Annotated in this window: 15 protein-coding genes; 8 read left to right on the top strand and 7 right to left on the bottom strand. The window is 45.2% G+C overall.

What is annotated here, in order from left to right; genetic code table 11:
* The first annotated feature begins 13 nt into the window (after window positions 1-13).
* Both BU202_RS03805 and BU202_RS03800 read left to right on the top strand, forming a co-directional pair.
* Window positions 14-691, top strand: coding sequence for an MgtC/SapB family protein (locus BU202_RS03805; RefSeq protein WP_075104481.1), 678 nt, complete (start codon window positions 14-16; stop codon window positions 689-691).
* A 64-nt stretch (window positions 692-755) separates the two neighbouring features.
* A complete protein-coding gene (locus tag BU202_RS03800; protein WP_075104480.1) occupies window positions 756-950 on the top strand; it encodes a DUF3272 family protein in 195 nt (64 codons plus the stop codon).
* Here BU202_RS03800 and birA read toward each other — a convergent pair.
* Complete coding sequence (gene birA, locus BU202_RS03795; RefSeq protein WP_075104479.1) at window positions 889-1,866, bottom strand: bifunctional biotin--[acetyl-CoA-carboxylase] ligase/biotin operon repressor BirA; 978 nt, start codon at window positions 1,864-1,866, stop codon at window positions 889-891. The genes BU202_RS03800 and birA overlap by 62 nt on opposite strands.
* 80 nt (window positions 1,867-1,946) lie before the next feature.
* On the opposite strand from birA, the gene BU202_RS03790 reads away from it, so the two are divergent.
* Window positions 1,947-2,981, top strand: a complete 1,035-nt coding sequence (locus BU202_RS03790) for a M42 family metallopeptidase (protein WP_075104478.1) — start codon at window positions 1,947-1,949, stop codon at window positions 2,979-2,981.
* Between the two features lie 81 nt (window positions 2,982-3,062).
* Here BU202_RS03790 and BU202_RS03785 read toward each other — a convergent pair whose 3' ends face one another.
* A complete protein-coding gene (locus tag BU202_RS03785) occupies window positions 3,063-3,905 on the bottom strand; it encodes a DUF975 family protein (protein ID WP_075104477.1) in 843 nt (280 codons plus the stop codon).
* Between the two features lie 233 nt (window positions 3,906-4,138).
* Between BU202_RS03785 and tgt the strand changes: the two genes are divergently transcribed.
* On the top strand, window positions 4,139-5,278 hold the full coding sequence (gene tgt / locus BU202_RS03780; RefSeq protein WP_075104476.1) for a tRNA guanosine(34) transglycosylase Tgt: 1,140 nt from the start codon (window positions 4,139-4,141) through the stop codon (window positions 5,276-5,278).
* Window positions 5,279-5,280: 2 nt separating this feature from the next.
* The gene (locus BU202_RS03775; RefSeq protein WP_075104475.1) at window positions 5,281-5,919 is read left to right on the top strand and encodes a uridine kinase family protein; all 639 of its coding nucleotides are present in this window, start codon (window positions 5,281-5,283) and stop codon (window positions 5,917-5,919) included.
* Between the two features lie 321 nt (window positions 5,920-6,240).
* On the opposite strand, the gene BU202_RS03770 is transcribed toward BU202_RS03775, so the two are convergent.
* Window positions 6,241-7,008 carry a MerR family transcriptional regulator gene (locus BU202_RS03770; RefSeq protein ID WP_075104474.1) on the bottom strand — a complete coding sequence of 256 codons (768 nt, stop codon included), beginning with the start codon at window positions 7,006-7,008 and terminating at the stop codon, window positions 6,241-6,243.
* 150 nt (window positions 7,009-7,158) lie between these two features.
* Window positions 7,159-7,800: a TetR/AcrR family transcriptional regulator gene (locus BU202_RS03765; RefSeq protein WP_075104473.1), complete on the bottom strand. Its 642-nt coding sequence runs from the start codon at window positions 7,798-7,800 to the stop codon at window positions 7,159-7,161.
* 134 nt (window positions 7,801-7,934) lie between these two features.
* Here BU202_RS03765 and BU202_RS03760 point away from each other — a divergent pair, with 134 nt between their 5' ends.
* Complete coding sequence (locus BU202_RS03760) at window positions 7,935-9,026, top strand: NADH-dependent flavin oxidoreductase (RefSeq protein WP_075104472.1); 1,092 nt, start codon at window positions 7,935-7,937, stop codon at window positions 9,024-9,026.
* A gap of 175 nt (window positions 9,027-9,201) precedes the next feature.
* On the opposite strand, the gene icd is transcribed toward BU202_RS03760, so the two are convergent.
* From icd to acnA, 3 genes are read right to left on the bottom strand one after another with little or no spacing between them, the layout of a single operon-like run.
* Window positions 9,202-10,383, bottom strand: coding sequence for an NADP-dependent isocitrate dehydrogenase (icd, locus tag BU202_RS03755; RefSeq protein WP_075104471.1), 1,182 nt, complete (start codon window positions 10,381-10,383; stop codon window positions 9,202-9,204).
* Window positions 10,376-11,503: a citrate synthase gene (locus BU202_RS03750; RefSeq protein WP_075104470.1), complete on the bottom strand. Its 1,128-nt coding sequence runs from the start codon at window positions 11,501-11,503 to the stop codon at window positions 10,376-10,378. The genes icd and BU202_RS03750 overlap by 8 nt, the downstream gene beginning before the upstream one ends.
* Window positions 11,504-11,519: 16 nt before the next feature.
* Entirely contained in the window at window positions 11,520-14,186 is a 2,667-nt protein-coding gene (acnA, locus tag BU202_RS03745; RefSeq protein ID WP_075104469.1) for an aconitate hydratase AcnA, read from the bottom strand.
* Window positions 14,187-14,432: 246 nt separating this feature from the next.
* Here acnA and BU202_RS03740 point away from each other — a divergent pair, with 246 nt between their 5' ends.
* Both BU202_RS03740 and BU202_RS03735 read left to right on the top strand, forming a co-directional pair.
* Window positions 14,433-14,885 (top strand): Rrf2 family transcriptional regulator, encoded by a 453-nt coding sequence (locus BU202_RS03740; RefSeq protein ID WP_075104468.1) that lies wholly within the window; start codon window positions 14,433-14,435, stop codon window positions 14,883-14,885.
* The gene (locus BU202_RS03735) at window positions 14,882-15,088 is read left to right on the top strand and encodes a hypothetical protein (protein WP_075104467.1); all 207 of its coding nucleotides are present in this window, start codon (window positions 14,882-14,884) and stop codon (window positions 15,086-15,088) included. The genes BU202_RS03740 and BU202_RS03735 overlap by 4 nt, the downstream gene beginning before the upstream one ends.
* Window positions 15,089-15,217: the final 129 nt, after the last annotated feature.

The following is a 15,217-nucleotide window of genomic DNA, read 5'->3' as shown; positions in this document are numbered from 1 at the left end:
AAAAGGAGGCAATGTGGCAATACAGGATATATTCATTCGTTTAGTATTTGCAATCGTATTTTCAGGAATTATTGGATACGATCGGCAGCGTAAGAGTCGACCAGCCGGTCTTCGAACCCATCTACTTGTGTGTATTGGTGCTACGACTATTGCCTTGATTCAGAGTGCGGTGTTTTACGAGAAAATACAGAGTCAGCCGCTGATAGAAGTGGATCAAGTGCGCCTTTTAGCGCCAATTGTAAGTGGAATTGGTTTTTTAGGAGCGGGAACAATTGTAGTGACAAAGCATAGGGTCGCTGGTTTGACGACAGCGGCTTCACTTTGGACAGTTGCAGGAATTGGGATCGCATTAGGAATGGGATATTATAGCATTGCCTTGCTTGCTTTTCTAGCAGTTCTATTTTCGCTGATGATTGTCAGCTATATTGTACCTTCTCCTGAAATCAAGCGACTGGAAGTTCATTTTATCCATCGTCAGGAGACAAAAGAATTTTTAACAGAATTTTTTGCAGAACATCATATTGAGTTAAACAATGTATTGTTTGATGTCCAAAATGTAGACGGTCGGAAGATTTATCGCAATATTTTTACCTTGCAACTTCCCAAAGAAGTTTCTTTAGTAGAGATTATTGAAGAATTAGCCATTCGTTCCAATATTTTGAAGGTTCGTCTTATCTCTGTTGTTGAATAGTGAAGTTTCATAGCAACAGCACAAAAAATCAGCCTTGGAGCTGATTTTTTGATATACTAGAAATATGAGAGTCACACAATTTATCTTTCTTGCCATTACCACAGCCCTTGCGACCTACTGGATGAATGAGGCGCTTTTTGCGCGTGAATATTTTTGGGCGACCATTTATGGAATCTTTGTCTTACGGAATCTTCGGTTTAGTTATCGGGTGAGCAAGGTGATTCAGGTCTTGGAGCATCTGACCAAGAAGAAAGACTGATTTCCCCACTGGAGAGGGTTTTTAGCGAGCCGTCTTCTAGTTTGACTTGTAAGGCTCCGCTATCGGTAATAGCGCAAGCTACTCCGCAATAGTGCTGGTGTTGTTGTGAAAAGGTCACTTGTTTTCCTAGGACAAGTGATTTTTCTTTGTATAAGGCCAGCAACTCTTCTTCACTGGTGGTGAAAAAGATGCGCCAAATTTCTGTAATCAACTGACTGCGCGTGATAGGAGGTCTTTCTGTAAAAAGGCTGGTTGCGGTTTGCTTTAGCTCTGCGGGTAAATCAGGCAGGTGAAAATTCAGTCCCACCCCAATCATCATGTCGGTCACCACTTGAGCTTCAATAGAAGAGACAGCTTCGGTTAAAATACCCGCGATTTTCTTGCCATTGAGGTAGATGTCGTTGACCCATTTAATCTCGACAGCAATACCAGTCAGTTGGTTAATCGCTTTGACAATGGCTGCCGCAACAAGGAGAGTATAGGGTTTCAAGTCTTGAAAGCTAGCTTCGGGGCGCAAACGCAGGGTCATGTAAATCCCCCCTGTTTCAGCTGCAAAAAAGGCTCTGCCAAACCGCCCCTGAGCCTTGGTTTGAGAAGGTGCTAGGTAGAGGGCAGGACTGTCATCTTGTCGATCAATGCCACGTTTGGCATCCAGCTGGGTCGAGGCGCTGTCTTTGTTTAAATGAACAGGGATGTTCAGTGCTTGTTCAATCTCTTCAGCAAGCAACAGGTCGCCCTGTTCCAAACGATAGCCACGATTGGGTCCTGCTTTGATAACAAGACCTTGCTTTTCTAATTGCTGAATGCCTTTCCAGACAGAGGTTCTTGAGATGCCGAGTTCCTGGGCCAATTCTTCCCCACTAACGTAGTCTGTCGCCTTTAATAGAATCGTATAAATTTTTTCGTAGGTTTTCATATTGTTATTATATCAAAAAATGTTGGCAAGCATGGTATAATAAAGAAAGTAAAAAGGATACAAAGCAAAAGGAGCAGTAAATGAATACAATTGATTATCTTGTAAGGTTAACCAATACCCCATCCCCAACAGGCTATACAACAGCGATGATGGACTATATCCAGTCTGAAATGGCAGGTTTTGGCTACCAAGCGGTGAAAACGGCAAAAGGTGGCGTCATGGTTAGTGTCGCAGGAGCAGATGAAAGCAAACATCGGGTGGTGACAGCGCATTTGGATACCTTGGGAGCGATGGTGCGGGCCATTAAGCCAGACGGTCGCTTGAAGATGGATCTCATCGGTGGCTTTGGCTATCCTTCGATTGAAGGGGAAAATTGTCTAATCCATGTCGCTAAAAATGGCAAGACCTACACGGGGACCATTCTCATGCATCAGACGTCTGTCCATGTCTATGCTGATGCCAAAACGGCAGAGCGCAATCAGACCAACATGGAAATTCGCCTCGATGAAAAGGTGACTTCTGCCGACGAAACACGCGCCTTGGGGATTGAGGTAGGAGATTTTATTTCCTTTGATCCGCGGACCGTCATCACCGAAAGTGGTTTTGTCAAGAGCCGTCACTTGGATGATAAGGTATCGGCAGCCATTTTGATGAACCTGCTCAAGGTCTACAAGGAAGAAGGCGTTGTCCTACCTTATACAACTCATTTTTATTTTTCAAATAACGAAGAAATCGGCTATGGGGCTAATTCTAGCTTGCCTCAAGAGGTAGTGGAATACTTGGCAGTTGATATGGGCGCTATGGGAGATGACCAGCAGACCGATGAGTACACCGTCTCTATCTGTGTCAAAGATGCTTCAGGGCCTTACCATTACGAGTTGCGCCAGCATCTGGTTGCCCTTGCGGAAGAGCATGCCATTCCCTACAAACTAGACATCTATCCTTATTATGGCTCGGATGCTTCAGCTGCCATGCACGCAGGAGCAGATGTCAAGCATGCCCTGCTCGGAGCAGGGATCGAATCCAGTCACTCCTACGAGCGTACCCATATCGACTCCATTCAAGCAACGGAGAAAATGGTCGATGTGTATTTGAAATCGCCTATGGTGGAGTGAGGCTCCTTGTGTGAGAGATGTTTTATTGAAAGAATACGAATATAAAAACGTATGAAAAAATTTTCATACGTTTTTAGTCTATTATGGTATCACACCTTTAAAAAAGTTTTCTTTCATAGCGCGGTCTTCAAGGACTGCTTGGTAGAAGTAGATGTGGCTAGTACGGTAGTAAGGTATCATGTAGATTCCGACAATGCCAAAGGTGAGGGCTGTAAGGATGGCCCAGCCAATAAAGGACAGGCTTAAGACGAACCCTTTCATTTTATAGCCTTTCATCAAGCGGCGGCTTTCTTTAATGACCGCAAATGGTCCAGTATAAGTATCCTGTGCCAACTGTTCAAATAGAAGTGGTTCTACGAGGAAGTAAGCATAGAATTGTGGAAGAAAGAGAGCGACTCCTGCGATTCCAATGAGGAGTCCGACAAGAATCATGACACCTGCTACAACCATAATATCTTCGGTTGCTTGATTCAGAAGGGTTGCTATAGCGCTCATCATAACACCACCAACCATGATGGAAAATCCAATCATTGCAATCAAGCCCCAGAGGAAGAGAAAAAGTGTCTTTAACAAGTAGGTAGCCAAGATACTACCAAAACGTCCGTGGTTAAACATAGTAAAAGCGTCTTTGAAGCTGACACTGTCGCGGTAGTGATAAATCACTTGGAAAAGAGCCAACGAGATGGATAAGCCCATTAAATCAGCCAAGATTCCATAGACAATCGGAAAGGCTGTTGAGTTGACAAGGTAAGATGCGGGGGTAGGGCTATTCAATAGCTGAAGAGCTAGGGTATTGGATTGTGCGTAATTCATCGTTTGAATCACGACACCGATAATAACGGGAATGAGGGCAATCAGATAAGCCCCTGGCGTTTCTGCAAGTTTTTGGCGTGCTTTAGCACGAATTTGTTGAATTGAAAACATAAAAACCTCCTTCCTATAGTGTAGCATAATATGAGGTGACAAGCCAGCCTTTTTTTGATAGACTAGAGAGGCTTGCACGGTTTCTTTTTGCAGAAATGCTTTATTTTATAGAGCATAATCGTCTTTCAGTTTTTATTTCGTACTAGATAAGACGAGAGACGAACTGGTTATAAGAGAAATCCTTTCGTCAAGACAAATAACCTAGGACTGTTTTTCCTAGTGGGAGGTAGAAAATGACATCACCGATTCAATATCGATTGATCAAGAAAGAAAAGCACACGGGTGCGCGTTTGGGCGAGATTATCACGCCACACGGCACCTTTCCAACGCCCATGTTTATGCCTGTTGGGACACAAGCAACGGTCAAGACCCAGTCGCCAGAAGAACTCAAAGAAATGGGTTCAGGGATTATCTTATCCAACACCTATCACCTCTGGCTTCGTCCGGGCGATGAGCTGATTGCGCGTGCGGGTGGTTTGCACAAATTCATGAACTGGGACCAAGCTATTTTGACAGATAGTGGCGGTTTCCAAGTCTATTCCTTGGCGGATAGCAGAAATATCACAGAAGAGGGGGTGACCTTTAAAAATCACCTCAATGGCTCAAAAATGTTTTTATCACCTGAAAAGGCGATTTCTATTCAGAACAATCTGGGAAGCGACATTATGATGAGCTTTGACGAATGTCCGCAGTTCTATCAGCCCTATGATTATGTTAAAAAATCAATTGAACGCACCAGCCGTTGGGCAGAGCGTGGTTTGAAAGCCCACCGCCGTCCGCATGACCAAGGCTTGTTTGGGATTGTACAGGGAGCTGGTTTTGAGGATTTGCGCCGCCAGTCAGCGCATGACTTGGTTAGCATGGATTTTCCGGGCTACTCTATCGGAGGTTTGGCTGTTGGAGAATCCCACGAAGAGATGAATGCGGTACTTGACTTCACAACGCCCCTCTTGCCAGAAAATAAACCGCGTTACCTCATGGGGGTTGGGGCGCCTGATAGCTTGATTGACGGCGTTATCCGCGGGGTGGATATGTTTGACTGTGTCTTGCCGACACGGATTGCCCGCAACGGAACCTGTATGACCAGCGAGGGACGTTTGGTGGTGAAAAATGCCCAGTTTGCTGAAGACTTTACACCGCTTGACCATGATTGTGATTGCTACACTTGCCGTAATTATACGCGGGCCTATCTTCGTCACTTGCTCAAGGCAGATGAGACCTTTGGTATCCGCTTGACCAGCTACCACAACCTGTATTTCTTGCTCAAACTGATGCGCAATGTCCGTCAAGCCATCATGGATGACAATCTCTTAGAGTTCCGGGAAGATTTTGTGGAGCGGTATGGATACAATAGTTCAAAACGGAATTTTTAATCATGGAAAAAGAAATCTTTCTAAACTCCCTCTACCAGGAAATGGATAAGGGAAATCTACAAACTCTTGGGATTTATGGCCATGGAGGTTCAGGGAAAAGCGTGCTTGCGCAGGAACTTTGGACCTTGATTGGCAAAAATAGGGCCAATCTGTTAGAGACGGATGTCTATGTCCTAGATGGTTCGGTACGTGATTTGGTTGCGCCTCGGAGTTTTCTAGATCAAAAAGTGACAGCCTGTATGCCTCTTGCTCATGAATTGGGGAGTTTAGAGCGTGATATCAAAGCTCTGCAAGCAGGTTTGGATATTTTGACGATTGAAAGAGACTGGCAACAGAGCAAGCGTTTGTCAGGAGAAAAGCCAATTCTCATTGTGGAAGGGATGTCTGTTGCATTTTTACCCTCTGCCTTGTTTGATGTGAGAATTTGCCTCTATACGGACGAAGCAACATCCCTAGCAAGAAGACTTACGAGAGATGTTGCTCACCGTAATCGTAGTCAAGACTTTGTTAAAGCGATGGAGAAAGAACGACGAGACCAGTATCGTGCTTACTATGAGGCGTATCAAGCCCAAGCGGATATTCTTATTAACCAATCACAGAACCAGTTTGTAATAGAAAGAAATACTTATTTCTCAGATTGAAGAACAAGGAACAGTCTATTTTGAACAAGGAAAAAGAGTGGGACGGTTTTATTTGCCGTCGGCACTCTTTTTAGCTATTCTCATATAGCAACCGGCCAGTCTTTTGCTGGTTTTTTTCTTGAAAAATTGTCTTCTCAAGTCAGAATCTGGCATTTTTCGCTGAAAAATTGAACTCTCAGCTCGGAGACTTGAATTTTTCACCTGAGAAAATGTTTTCTCCGCTCTGTGATTAGGATTTCTCGTTGAGGAAGGCCTTTCCTTGGCATCGAAACATTGATTTTTGATGCGCTAAGCATGCCATTGCATAAACGGATGAGTTGATTAGTCAATCAAACCCGCCCAGTGCTCAATGCTTGCGGTTAGAAAGGCTGCGCAACCATCAATCTTTTCATCATAGGTTGCGGTAAAGCGCTCGTCAGCCGTGTAGAGCTGGGCGATGCCGATGTGTTTTTCGACAGCATAGTGCTTATCTACGATTTGGAGCCAGTCTTTGTGGAGTTGGACGATTTCTTTGCTCTTATCGTCTGTTGGTTGCCAGTTTTCTGTCACTGCTTGATGAAGCAAGGTTTTAATCCTTTGATCCAAGGCTTGCCAGTCTTGGTAGCTTTCCTCGCTCATATTGGCAAAATGTTGATTGGCTTGGTTCATTGTTTCATCTCCATATTTTTCACGGACTTCTTTTCCGTATGTTGCTTCGTTTTCCTGAATGAGTGTTTCCTTAAAGGCTTGGAATTTTTCTTCTGTTGTCATGGTAATGTGTCCTTTCTGTGCTTGAATCGTACGCGTCAGGTTTTCAATCATGGTTTCGATTTTTTCCTTTTTGGCGTGTAGGTCCGCCAAATGCTCTTCTAAGCGGGTCAGTGTATCAAGGTTTGTCTGGCTTAGGAGTTCCTTGATTTGCTTGAGCTCAAATCCCCGCTCCTTGTAAAAGAGAATCTGTTGAAGGGTGTCTACTTCCTGCTCACCATAGAAGCGGTAGCCACTGTCATTTTTATGGGCTGGTAGGAGTAATCCCACCTCTTCGTAATAGCGCAGGGTGCGGGTGCTGACACCGGATAGGTTTGCCAATTGGCGAATCGAATAAAGCATGTTTGTCTTCCTTTTTTCATCATCTTGCAAGAGAAGGAATGAGAACGACGCTCCTTTCTCACTCACACTCCCATTATACAAATTAACGTTACGGCAATGTCAAGTGTTTTTCGGAAAAATTATAAAAATGCCCCAAAAGGCATTTTTCGTTTATGCTTCTAAGGATTGGCAGAGTTGTAACAGGGTCTGCTTATAAAATTCTCTAGGATCAAGGAGAGGAGTAGTCCCAAAGATGTTGAGTTCTTGCATGACCTTTGCTTGGTCGGCAGGAATTGAGCTATATTGGTAGGCAGTTGTCATCAGCAAGTGAAATTGAATCATAAATTGGGTGCAGGCTGCTTCAGAAGTCTTGGGGAATTGTTCTTGGATGCATCTTTCTAGAGTATGAAAAAAGTCTTGTGTGTCTGTTTTGAACTGGTACATGCGTTCATAGCCTAATTTTTCTTCCATGGCCGCGGCATGTAGCGACAGCAATTTGACAAAAAGCGGGCGGTCGAAAATGTTAGTGACCAACAAGCTGATAAATGCTTCGGTTGTCAGCTGTCCTTGCGCAGCCTGTTTGAGACTTGCTTGGCACAGTAGATACTCGCCTTTAAGGAGTGCCAAAAAAATCTCTTCCTTGGAGGTAAAGTAGTTATAAAGCGAGGGTCTTGAAATCTGCAAATCCTTGGCAATGCTGACGAGGGTGATGTCTTCATAGCGCTGTTCCAAGAAAATGCGTTCGGTTTCCTGCAAAATAGCTTCTTTGCGCTGGGCAATCTCTTTGGGATTGCGGGCTCGTTGTTTTCCCATGCGTTATCTCCTTCCCTTCACAAATTATACCTTTTTTTATAAAAAATGTAAAGATATAGTTGACACGGTGTTTGTTATATGATAAACTCTATTTTGTTGACACGTTGTCAGATAAATAGAAATGAGGAATAACTATGTTTGAATCAGTAACGTTAAAGCATACTACTTTAAAAAATCGTTTGGTCATGGCGCCGATGACGACATGGGCGAGTCAGGATGATTATAGTGTATCAGAGGAAGAGTTAGCTTATTATGGTCTTAGAAATGCTGGGGTAGGCTTGGTGATTACTGGTTGTGCCCATGTTCAGTCAAACGGCATTGGCTTTACCAATGAATTTTCCGTAGATAGCGATGACTTTCTACCGGGCTTGAGGGCTCTTGCAAAGACAATAAAGGCAAATGGTGCCAAGGCTATTCTTCAAATCAATCATGCAGGAAATAAGGCCTTGCCATTTTTGACTGATGATGTGGTCAGCAGTAGCCCTGTGGAAACGCCTAAAACTGCCTTTGTCGATAGCTTAATTCCGCGGGAATTGACAGATAGTGAGATTGTAGAGGTCATCAAAGCCTTTGGACAGGCAACCAGACGCGCCATTGAAGCAGGATTTGACGGAGTGGAAATTCATGGCGCACATGGTTTCTTGATTCAAAATTTCCTGTCGCCTTACTTTAACAAGCGGAACGACCGCTGGGGTGGCTCTTTAGAAAATCGCATGCGCTTTGCGCTTGAGCTTGTCAAGGAAATTCGCCAAACGATTAAACAATCTGGGAATGTTGAATTTATCTTGGGTTATCGCTTATCACCAGATGAGCCGATGGAGGCCGGCTTGAAGGTAGCCGATACTTTGGTCTTAGCCGAACGCTTAGCAGAAGCAGGGGTCGATTATCTCCATCTGTCCTTGGTCGAGGCGGGTACGTCAAAACCTGATGGCTTTGATAAGACCTATGTCTCCCTTTTTGCTGAAAAAGTGGCAGGCAAGCTCACCTTAATGACCACAGGGGCTATCCAGTCCAAAGCTGCCATTGAACAAGCGCTAGCAGAAGGTGCGGACTTGGTTGGGATTGGGCATACCTTGGTGACAGACCCAGACTTTGTCGAAAAAATCGCAACCAACAGTCCTGTCAAGCTCAGCATTTCAAAGGCACATGTCGATGAATTGCAATTGCCACCTAAAATGTGGACAACTATCCAAGCCATGGGCGATTGGTTTACGATTGAAGAATAGTCCTTACATAGAAGAAAAAATCTAGTCTTTGGCTAGATTTTTTGGGGAGGAGTATTATAGTCAACTGAATGAACTTTTAGACAAGGAACTGAGATGCGGATAGTACTGGAGTACAGCAAGTCGAAAGTGACGGTGTATCAACGTTCATTCAAAAGACTATAGAAGAATTTGTCATCTATAGATAGGTAATTAAACGCTTAGCAAACTGGCTGGTGCTAAGGGCTTTTACCTTAGAGGCTTGTGCTAAGTCAGCGGTCATTTCTTGGTTTTCTAAGGCTTTTTCAATCGCTCCTTGAATACGGTCGGCCACCTCCTGCCAGCCGATATAGGCAAAGAGCATGGCACCAGAAAGAAGGATGGAGCAAGGGTTTGCCTTGTCTTGGCCTGCAATATCTGGCGCGGTGCCATGAGTAGCTTCAAAAATCGCGTGTCCTGTCTGGTAATTGATATTGGCGCCGGGTGAGATGCCGATGCCACCTACTTGAGCGGCAAGGGCGTCGCTTGCATAATCACCATTGAGGTTGGTCAGGACGACCACATCAAAGTTTTCAGGGTGGAGCAGGGCCTGCTGGAAGAAATTATCTGCGATGATGTCGTTGATTTGCAGTTGTCCACTTTCCAAGTATGCCCCGTATTCGCGCTGGGCTAGTTCGTAGCCCCATTTGCGAAAGCCACCTTCGGTAAACTTCTGGATATTTCCCTTGTGGACGAGGGTGACGTGAGAGAGCTTATGTTTCAAGGCGTATTCAATCGCAGCACGCACAATCCGTTCGCTTCCTTCGATTGAAATCGGTTTGATACCGATGCTGCTGGTGGCTGGGAAGCGAATCTTGTCTACCTTCATGTCAGTTTGAAGAAACTCAATTACGCGTTTGACGTCTGCCGTCTTAGCCTCCCATTCAATCCCTGCATAGATGTCCTCGGTATTTTCCCTAAAGACGGTGATATTGGTCTTTTCCGGGTCTTTGAGGGGGCTATCGATTCCCTTAAAATAGCGAATCGGTCGCAGGCAGGCATAGAGATCCAGTTCTTGACGTAGGGCGACATTGAGCGAGCGGATGCCACCACCGACAGGGGTCTCAAGTGGTCCTTTGATGGCAACGAGATGGTCTTTAATGCGTGTCATGGTTTCTTCTGGTAGCCACTGTCCTGTTGTATCATAGGCTTTTTTACCAGCCAAGACTTCTAGCCATTTTACTTTTCTGCGTCCTTGATAGGCTTTTTCGACTGCATAATCAAAGACAACTTGTGCTTGGGACCAGATGTCTTGTCCAACTCCGTCACCTTCGATATAAGGGATAATAGGGTGGTCAGGCACGATGAGTTTGCCATTTTTTAGGGAAATAAAATCAGGCATGGGCTCTCCTTTCTAGGGGGACATAGGTCAGTTTTTCGGGTCCGAGATAGTGGGAACGAGGGCGCATCAGTTTATTAAAACGCTGTTGTTCCTGAATATGGGCAATCCAACCAGCGACCCGACTCATGGCAAAAATCAGTGTAAAGATGGAACTATCAATACCAAGGACATGGTAGACCGTTGCCGAATAGAAATCCACATTTGGAATCAAGCCCTTGCTGTGTTTCATGTATTCTTCGATTTCCCGTGAGAGGTGGTACCAGATTTCATTTTCTGTGCCGAGGGTCAATTCTTTTGCCATTTGGCGGAGGTAGCTTTCTCTAGGGTCTTGTCTCTTGTAGACGCGGTGGCCAAAGCCCATGATTTTTTCCTGCGAATCCAATTTTTGTTGGAGATAGGATTTAGTATCACCGTGTTCACGGATTTCCTGCAACATATCAAAGACACGTTCATTGGCTCCACCGTGGAGCGGGCCTTTCAAGGTACCGATAGCGGTCGTAACGCAGGAATAAATATCAGACAGGGTTGAAGCGCAGACACGGGCTGCAAAGGTGGAAGCATTGAGTTCGTGATCGGCATGTAAAATCAAGGCCTTGTTGAGGGCTTCGATTTCAAGTGCAGAAGGGGTTTTTCCTGTCAACATATAGAGGAAATTTTCTGCAAAACCTAAATCCTTGCGCGGTGCAATTGGTGTCTGTCCATTTCGCAAGCGAGCAAAGGTGGCAATAATCGTAGGAATCTTTGCCATTAACTGAATCGACTGCTCGTAGGTGGCCTCAAACGACTGTTCTTCTGCATTGACATTGTAGACACCTAAGAGGCTGACGGTGGAGCGCAGGACACTCATGGGGTGGAGGTGCTTGCGCGACTGAATGAGGATACATTGTTCGACGGCATCGCTGATGTCATAGTTAGCCCGCAATTCGTCTGTGAAGTTTTGGTATTCTCTTGCAGATGGCAGCCGCAAGTTCCAAAGGAGAAAAATGGTCTCTTCAAACGTAGCCTGATTGTTCATCAATTCTGCGATATCATAGCCTGCATAGGCCAGATGGTCATCGACAATCGAGCTGATGCGGGTATGACAAGCAATTAAATCCTTTAATCCATTTTCTTCTACCATAGGCTTTCCTTTCTATCTAGGGATGAGATGCAGCCAGTTTCTTGCGGACGACCATGGGGAGAATGCCGCCGTTTTGGTAGTAGCGAATATCTGCAACTGCATCAAAGCGCAACAAGGCTTGAAAGGCGATGTCCCCTTTCTCTCCGTGTGCGACAATGTCCACGACTTCTTGAATAGTGGGCGTTTCAGGAAGATGAATATCATAGCGTTCCAAACCAGTCAAACCAAGACTATCTGCTGTCTGTCCTTCTAAAAACTGGAGTGGCGCAATCCCCATCATGACGAGGTTAGAGCGGTGGATGCGCTCAAAACTTTCAGCTAAGACTGCCTTGACACCGAGCAGGGCAGAACCTTTTGCAGCCCAGTCACGGCTTGAGCCCATACCATAATCTTTTCCAGCGATGATCAAGGTGCCGACTTTTTCTGCCTGATAGGCCATGGCTGCATCGTAAATCGGGATGATTTCTCCTTTATAGGAAGTATAACCACCTACTCTGCCGTTTGCCAATTCATTTTTGATACGGATATTGGCAAAGGTGCCGCGCATCATGACCTCATGATTGCCCCTGCGGCTGCCGTAGGAATTAAAGTCCATATAGTCCACGCCGTGTTCGCTTAAATAGCGGGCGGCAGGGCTGATGCGAGCAATATTTCCAGCTGGTGAAATGTGGTCTGTCGTGACACTATCACCGAATTTTGCAAGAGGCTGAAGGTTGAGCAGAGGGCGAATCGCTAAGTCGTCATCTAACTGGTCAAAATAGGGCGGATTTTGAATGTAGGTGGATTGAGCATTCCAGTGGTAGTTCTGGCTTTTGGTGACAGGAATCTGGTTCCACTTCTGGCTATCTGAAAAGACGTGTTCGTACTCTTTTTGAAAGAGGTCACGGGTGACATACTGGTCAACGTAGGCTTCGATTTCCTGTCTTTTGGGCATGATATCCTCCAGATAAACAGGCTGATTGTCAGCGTCAAGTCCTAGTGGGTCACGGGTTAGGTCAATGGTAGTCGTTCCTGCGAGAGCGTAGGCGACCACGAGCGGTGGGCTAGCGAGGAAATTGGCTTTGACAAGGGGATTGATGCGTCCTTCAAAATTTCGATTGCCAGAGAGGACAGCAGAAGCGAGTAGGTCCTTGTCTGCAATGGCTTGTGCCACTTCGGGACGGAGATTTCCGGAGTTTCCGATACAGGTGGTGCAGCCGTAGCCCACAACTTGAAAGCCCAGATTGTCTAGGTAGTCTTGGAGGCCTGACGCTTTCAGATAGGCAGAGACGACCTTGGAACCTGGAGCGAGCGATGTTTTGACGGTTGGCGCAACCCTCAACCCTTTTTCGACTGCATTACGGGCAAGAAGTCCTGCAGCCATGAGGACGTAGGGATTGGAGGTGTTGGTGCAAGAGGTAATCGCAGCGATTGCCACATGCCCTGTTTTGATTGGGAAAGCCTGCCCATCAATCATAACGGTAGCGGTTTTGTCCAGTTCTTCTGGGGTCAAACCAAATCCCTGTGTCCCTGCTTCTCGACTGATACTTGCTTCAAAGGTGGACTTGGCATCTGCTAAATCAATCAAATCTTGCGGTCGTTTTGGACCTGCGATACTGGGACGGATACTGGATAAGTCAATCTCGATAACCTTGCTGTAGCGAGGCTCGATATCTGGATTGTAGAAGAGGTCGTTGAGTTTGGCATAGTGTTCGGTGAGGCCAATGTGGTCTTCGTCTCGATTGGTCAGGCGCATGTAGTTTAAGGTTTCCTGATCAATAGGGAAGTAACCGCAGGTTGCACCGTATTCAGGCGCCATATTGGCAATGGTTGCGCGGTCTGCTAAGCTCAAATGAGCAAGCCCTGGACCTATGTATTCGACGAATTTCCCAACCACCTGCTCCTTGCGCAAGACTTGTGTGACGGTGAGCGCCAAATCGGTTGCCGTTGCAATCTTGGGGAGCTGACCTGTGAAACGCACGCCGATGACTTCTGGTACAGGGAAATAAGAAGCCTCTCCCAGCATGGCAGCTTCTGCTTCAATACCGCCCACACCCCAACCAAGGACCCCAATTCCGTTGATCATAGTGGTATGACTGTCTGTTCCAAACATGGAATCAGGATAGAGTAGCCCTTCTTTTTCGATGATGACATCGCTCAAAAACTCAATATTGACCTGATGAATAATCCCAGTTGCAGGGGGAACAGCACGGTAATTGTCAAAGGAGTTTTCAGCCCATTTGAGAAATTCATAGCGTTCATTATTTCGCTCAAATTCTAATGTAACATTCTCTTCCAAGGCTGTATCGCAGCCGTAGGCATCTACCTGTACACTGTGGTCAATGACCAAGTCGACTGGAATTTCAGGGTTAATCAAATCAGGATTTCCACCGTGAGCAATCATTGCTTCACGCATAGAAGCAAGGTCGACCACAACAGGAACACCAGTAAAATCTTGGAGAATCACGCGGCTTGGTTTGAAAGGAACTTCACCACGAGGAGCTTGTGCATCATAATTGATTAGGTTTGAAATGTGATGTTTTGTAACATCTTCTTCGTCATAGTTCCTGACTAAACTTTCAATTAAGATACGGATTGTATAGGGAAGGTGTGTGATATCCTTGCCTTCTTGCTCTACTGCATATCGGATACTGTAGTAGCTAAATTCACGATGATTGAACGACGATTTACTGGTCTTTTTCATCTCAATACCTCCGTATATTTTTCCAATTTTGACAATTATTATACAGCTGCTAACTGGATTCGTCAATGAGAAAAAGAGTTTTGTGTAAGGTTTTGTAACATGGATTTGGAGATAAGAATGAAAAAATGATTGACGTAAGAACCTGTATTCATAAGTTCCTAATTAGAGTTGCTAAGCTGTGAATACAGGTTCTAAGGGTTGATGTTACAATGGAAATTCGTTATACTAAAGAAAAAGGAGGATGACATGCAGATTTCAAGCCGTTTTACCATTGCAACCCATATCTTGGTGGTCTTGGGTCTTGAGGGAGAGGCGACCAAGGTGACGAGCGACTATTTAGCAGGTAGCGTAGGGGTCAATCCTGTGATTATTCGTAATGTCCTGTCTCAGCTTAAGGCAGCAAAGCTAGTCGCGGTTGCTAGGGGGACGGGAGGAGCAAAGATTGTCCAGCCATTTGATCAGATTAGCCTCTATGATGTCTATGAAGCAGTCGATAGTTTGGGAAAATCGGGTCAGCTCTTTGGTTTTCATGACAATCCCAATCCCGATTGCAATGTCGGACGAAATATCCATGCTGTCTTAGATGGTCGCTTGGAGGAAGCTCAAAAAGCCTTAGAACATCAACTTCAACAAACAACACTGGCTGACTTAGTCCGTGAAGCGCAAGAAAAAAGTCATGTAGAAGGAGAAAGAATATGAAAAAAGAGAAAAATGATAACCACCTAGCTATCGGAATCATCCTTGGTTCGTCTTTTGGGGTCTCTCTAGGCTTTGTTATCGGTAGTTTGATAGATAATCTTCCAATTGGCCTTGCAATGGGACCGGCGTTTGGTATGCTACTTGGCATCATCATTGCTAGCCTCATTGCTAAGTCAAAACAGGATGAGAAAGATGAGGTGTAGTGATTGCTATATAGAAAGGACTGGTTGAGCTAGTCTTTTTTTGTTCAGAGGGTCATTTTTAAATCCGAGTTGTAACGATTGACATTACAACAAATAGGTGATAGAATTATGTTGTAACAAAAATAATTA

It is taken from the genome of Streptococcus cuniculi (genome assembly GCF_001921845.1).
GTDB lineage: Bacteria > Bacillota > Bacilli > Lactobacillales > Streptococcaceae > Streptococcus > Streptococcus cuniculi.
The sequence above is the reverse complement of the archived record's forward strand: the minus strand, read 5'-3'. Positions and strand labels throughout refer to the sequence as shown.

What these genes read in the sequence shown, in the direction of transcription:
- BU202_RS03800 (WP_075104480.1), top strand. Translation starts at nt 756, where the DNA reads ATGAGAGTCACACAATTTATCTTTCTTGCCATTACCACAGCCCTTGCG.
- birA (WP_075104479.1), bottom strand. Translation starts at nt 1,866, where the DNA reads ATGAAAACCTACGAAAAAATTTATACGATTCTATTAAAGGCGACAGAC.
- BU202_RS03790 (WP_075104478.1), top strand. Translation starts at nt 1,947, where the DNA reads ATGAATACAATTGATTATCTTGTAAGGTTAACCAATACCCCATCCCCA.
- BU202_RS03785 (WP_075104477.1), bottom strand. Translation starts at nt 3,905, where the DNA reads ATGTTTTCAATTCAACAAATTCGTGCTAAAGCACGCCAAAAACTTGCA.
- tgt (WP_075104476.1), top strand. Translation starts at nt 4,139, where the DNA reads ATGACATCACCGATTCAATATCGATTGATCAAGAAAGAAAAGCACACG.
- BU202_RS03775 (WP_075104475.1), top strand. Translation starts at nt 5,281, where the DNA reads ATGGAAAAAGAAATCTTTCTAAACTCCCTCTACCAGGAAATGGATAAG.
- BU202_RS03770 (WP_075104474.1), bottom strand. Translation starts at nt 7,008, where the DNA reads ATGCTTTATTCGATTCGCCAATTGGCAAACCTATCCGGTGTCAGCACC.
- BU202_RS03765 (WP_075104473.1), bottom strand. Translation starts at nt 7,800, where the DNA reads ATGGGAAAACAACGAGCCCGCAATCCCAAAGAGATTGCCCAGCGCAAA.
- BU202_RS03760 (WP_075104472.1), top strand. Translation starts at nt 7,935, where the DNA reads ATGTTTGAATCAGTAACGTTAAAGCATACTACTTTAAAAAATCGTTTG.
- icd (WP_075104471.1), bottom strand. Translation starts at nt 10,383, where the DNA reads ATGCCTGATTTTATTTCCCTAAAAAATGGCAAACTCATCGTGCCTGAC.
- BU202_RS03750 (WP_075104470.1), bottom strand. Translation starts at nt 11,503, where the DNA reads ATGGTAGAAGAAAATGGATTAAAGGATTTAATTGCTTGTCATACCCGC.
- acnA (WP_075104469.1), bottom strand. Translation starts at nt 14,186, where the DNA reads ATGAAAAAGACCAGTAAATCGTCGTTCAATCATCGTGAATTTAGCTAC.
- BU202_RS03740 (WP_075104468.1), top strand. Translation starts at nt 14,433, where the DNA reads ATGCAGATTTCAAGCCGTTTTACCATTGCAACCCATATCTTGGTGGTC.
- BU202_RS03735 (WP_075104467.1), top strand. Translation starts at nt 14,882, where the DNA reads ATGAAAAAAGAGAAAAATGATAACCACCTAGCTATCGGAATCATCCTT.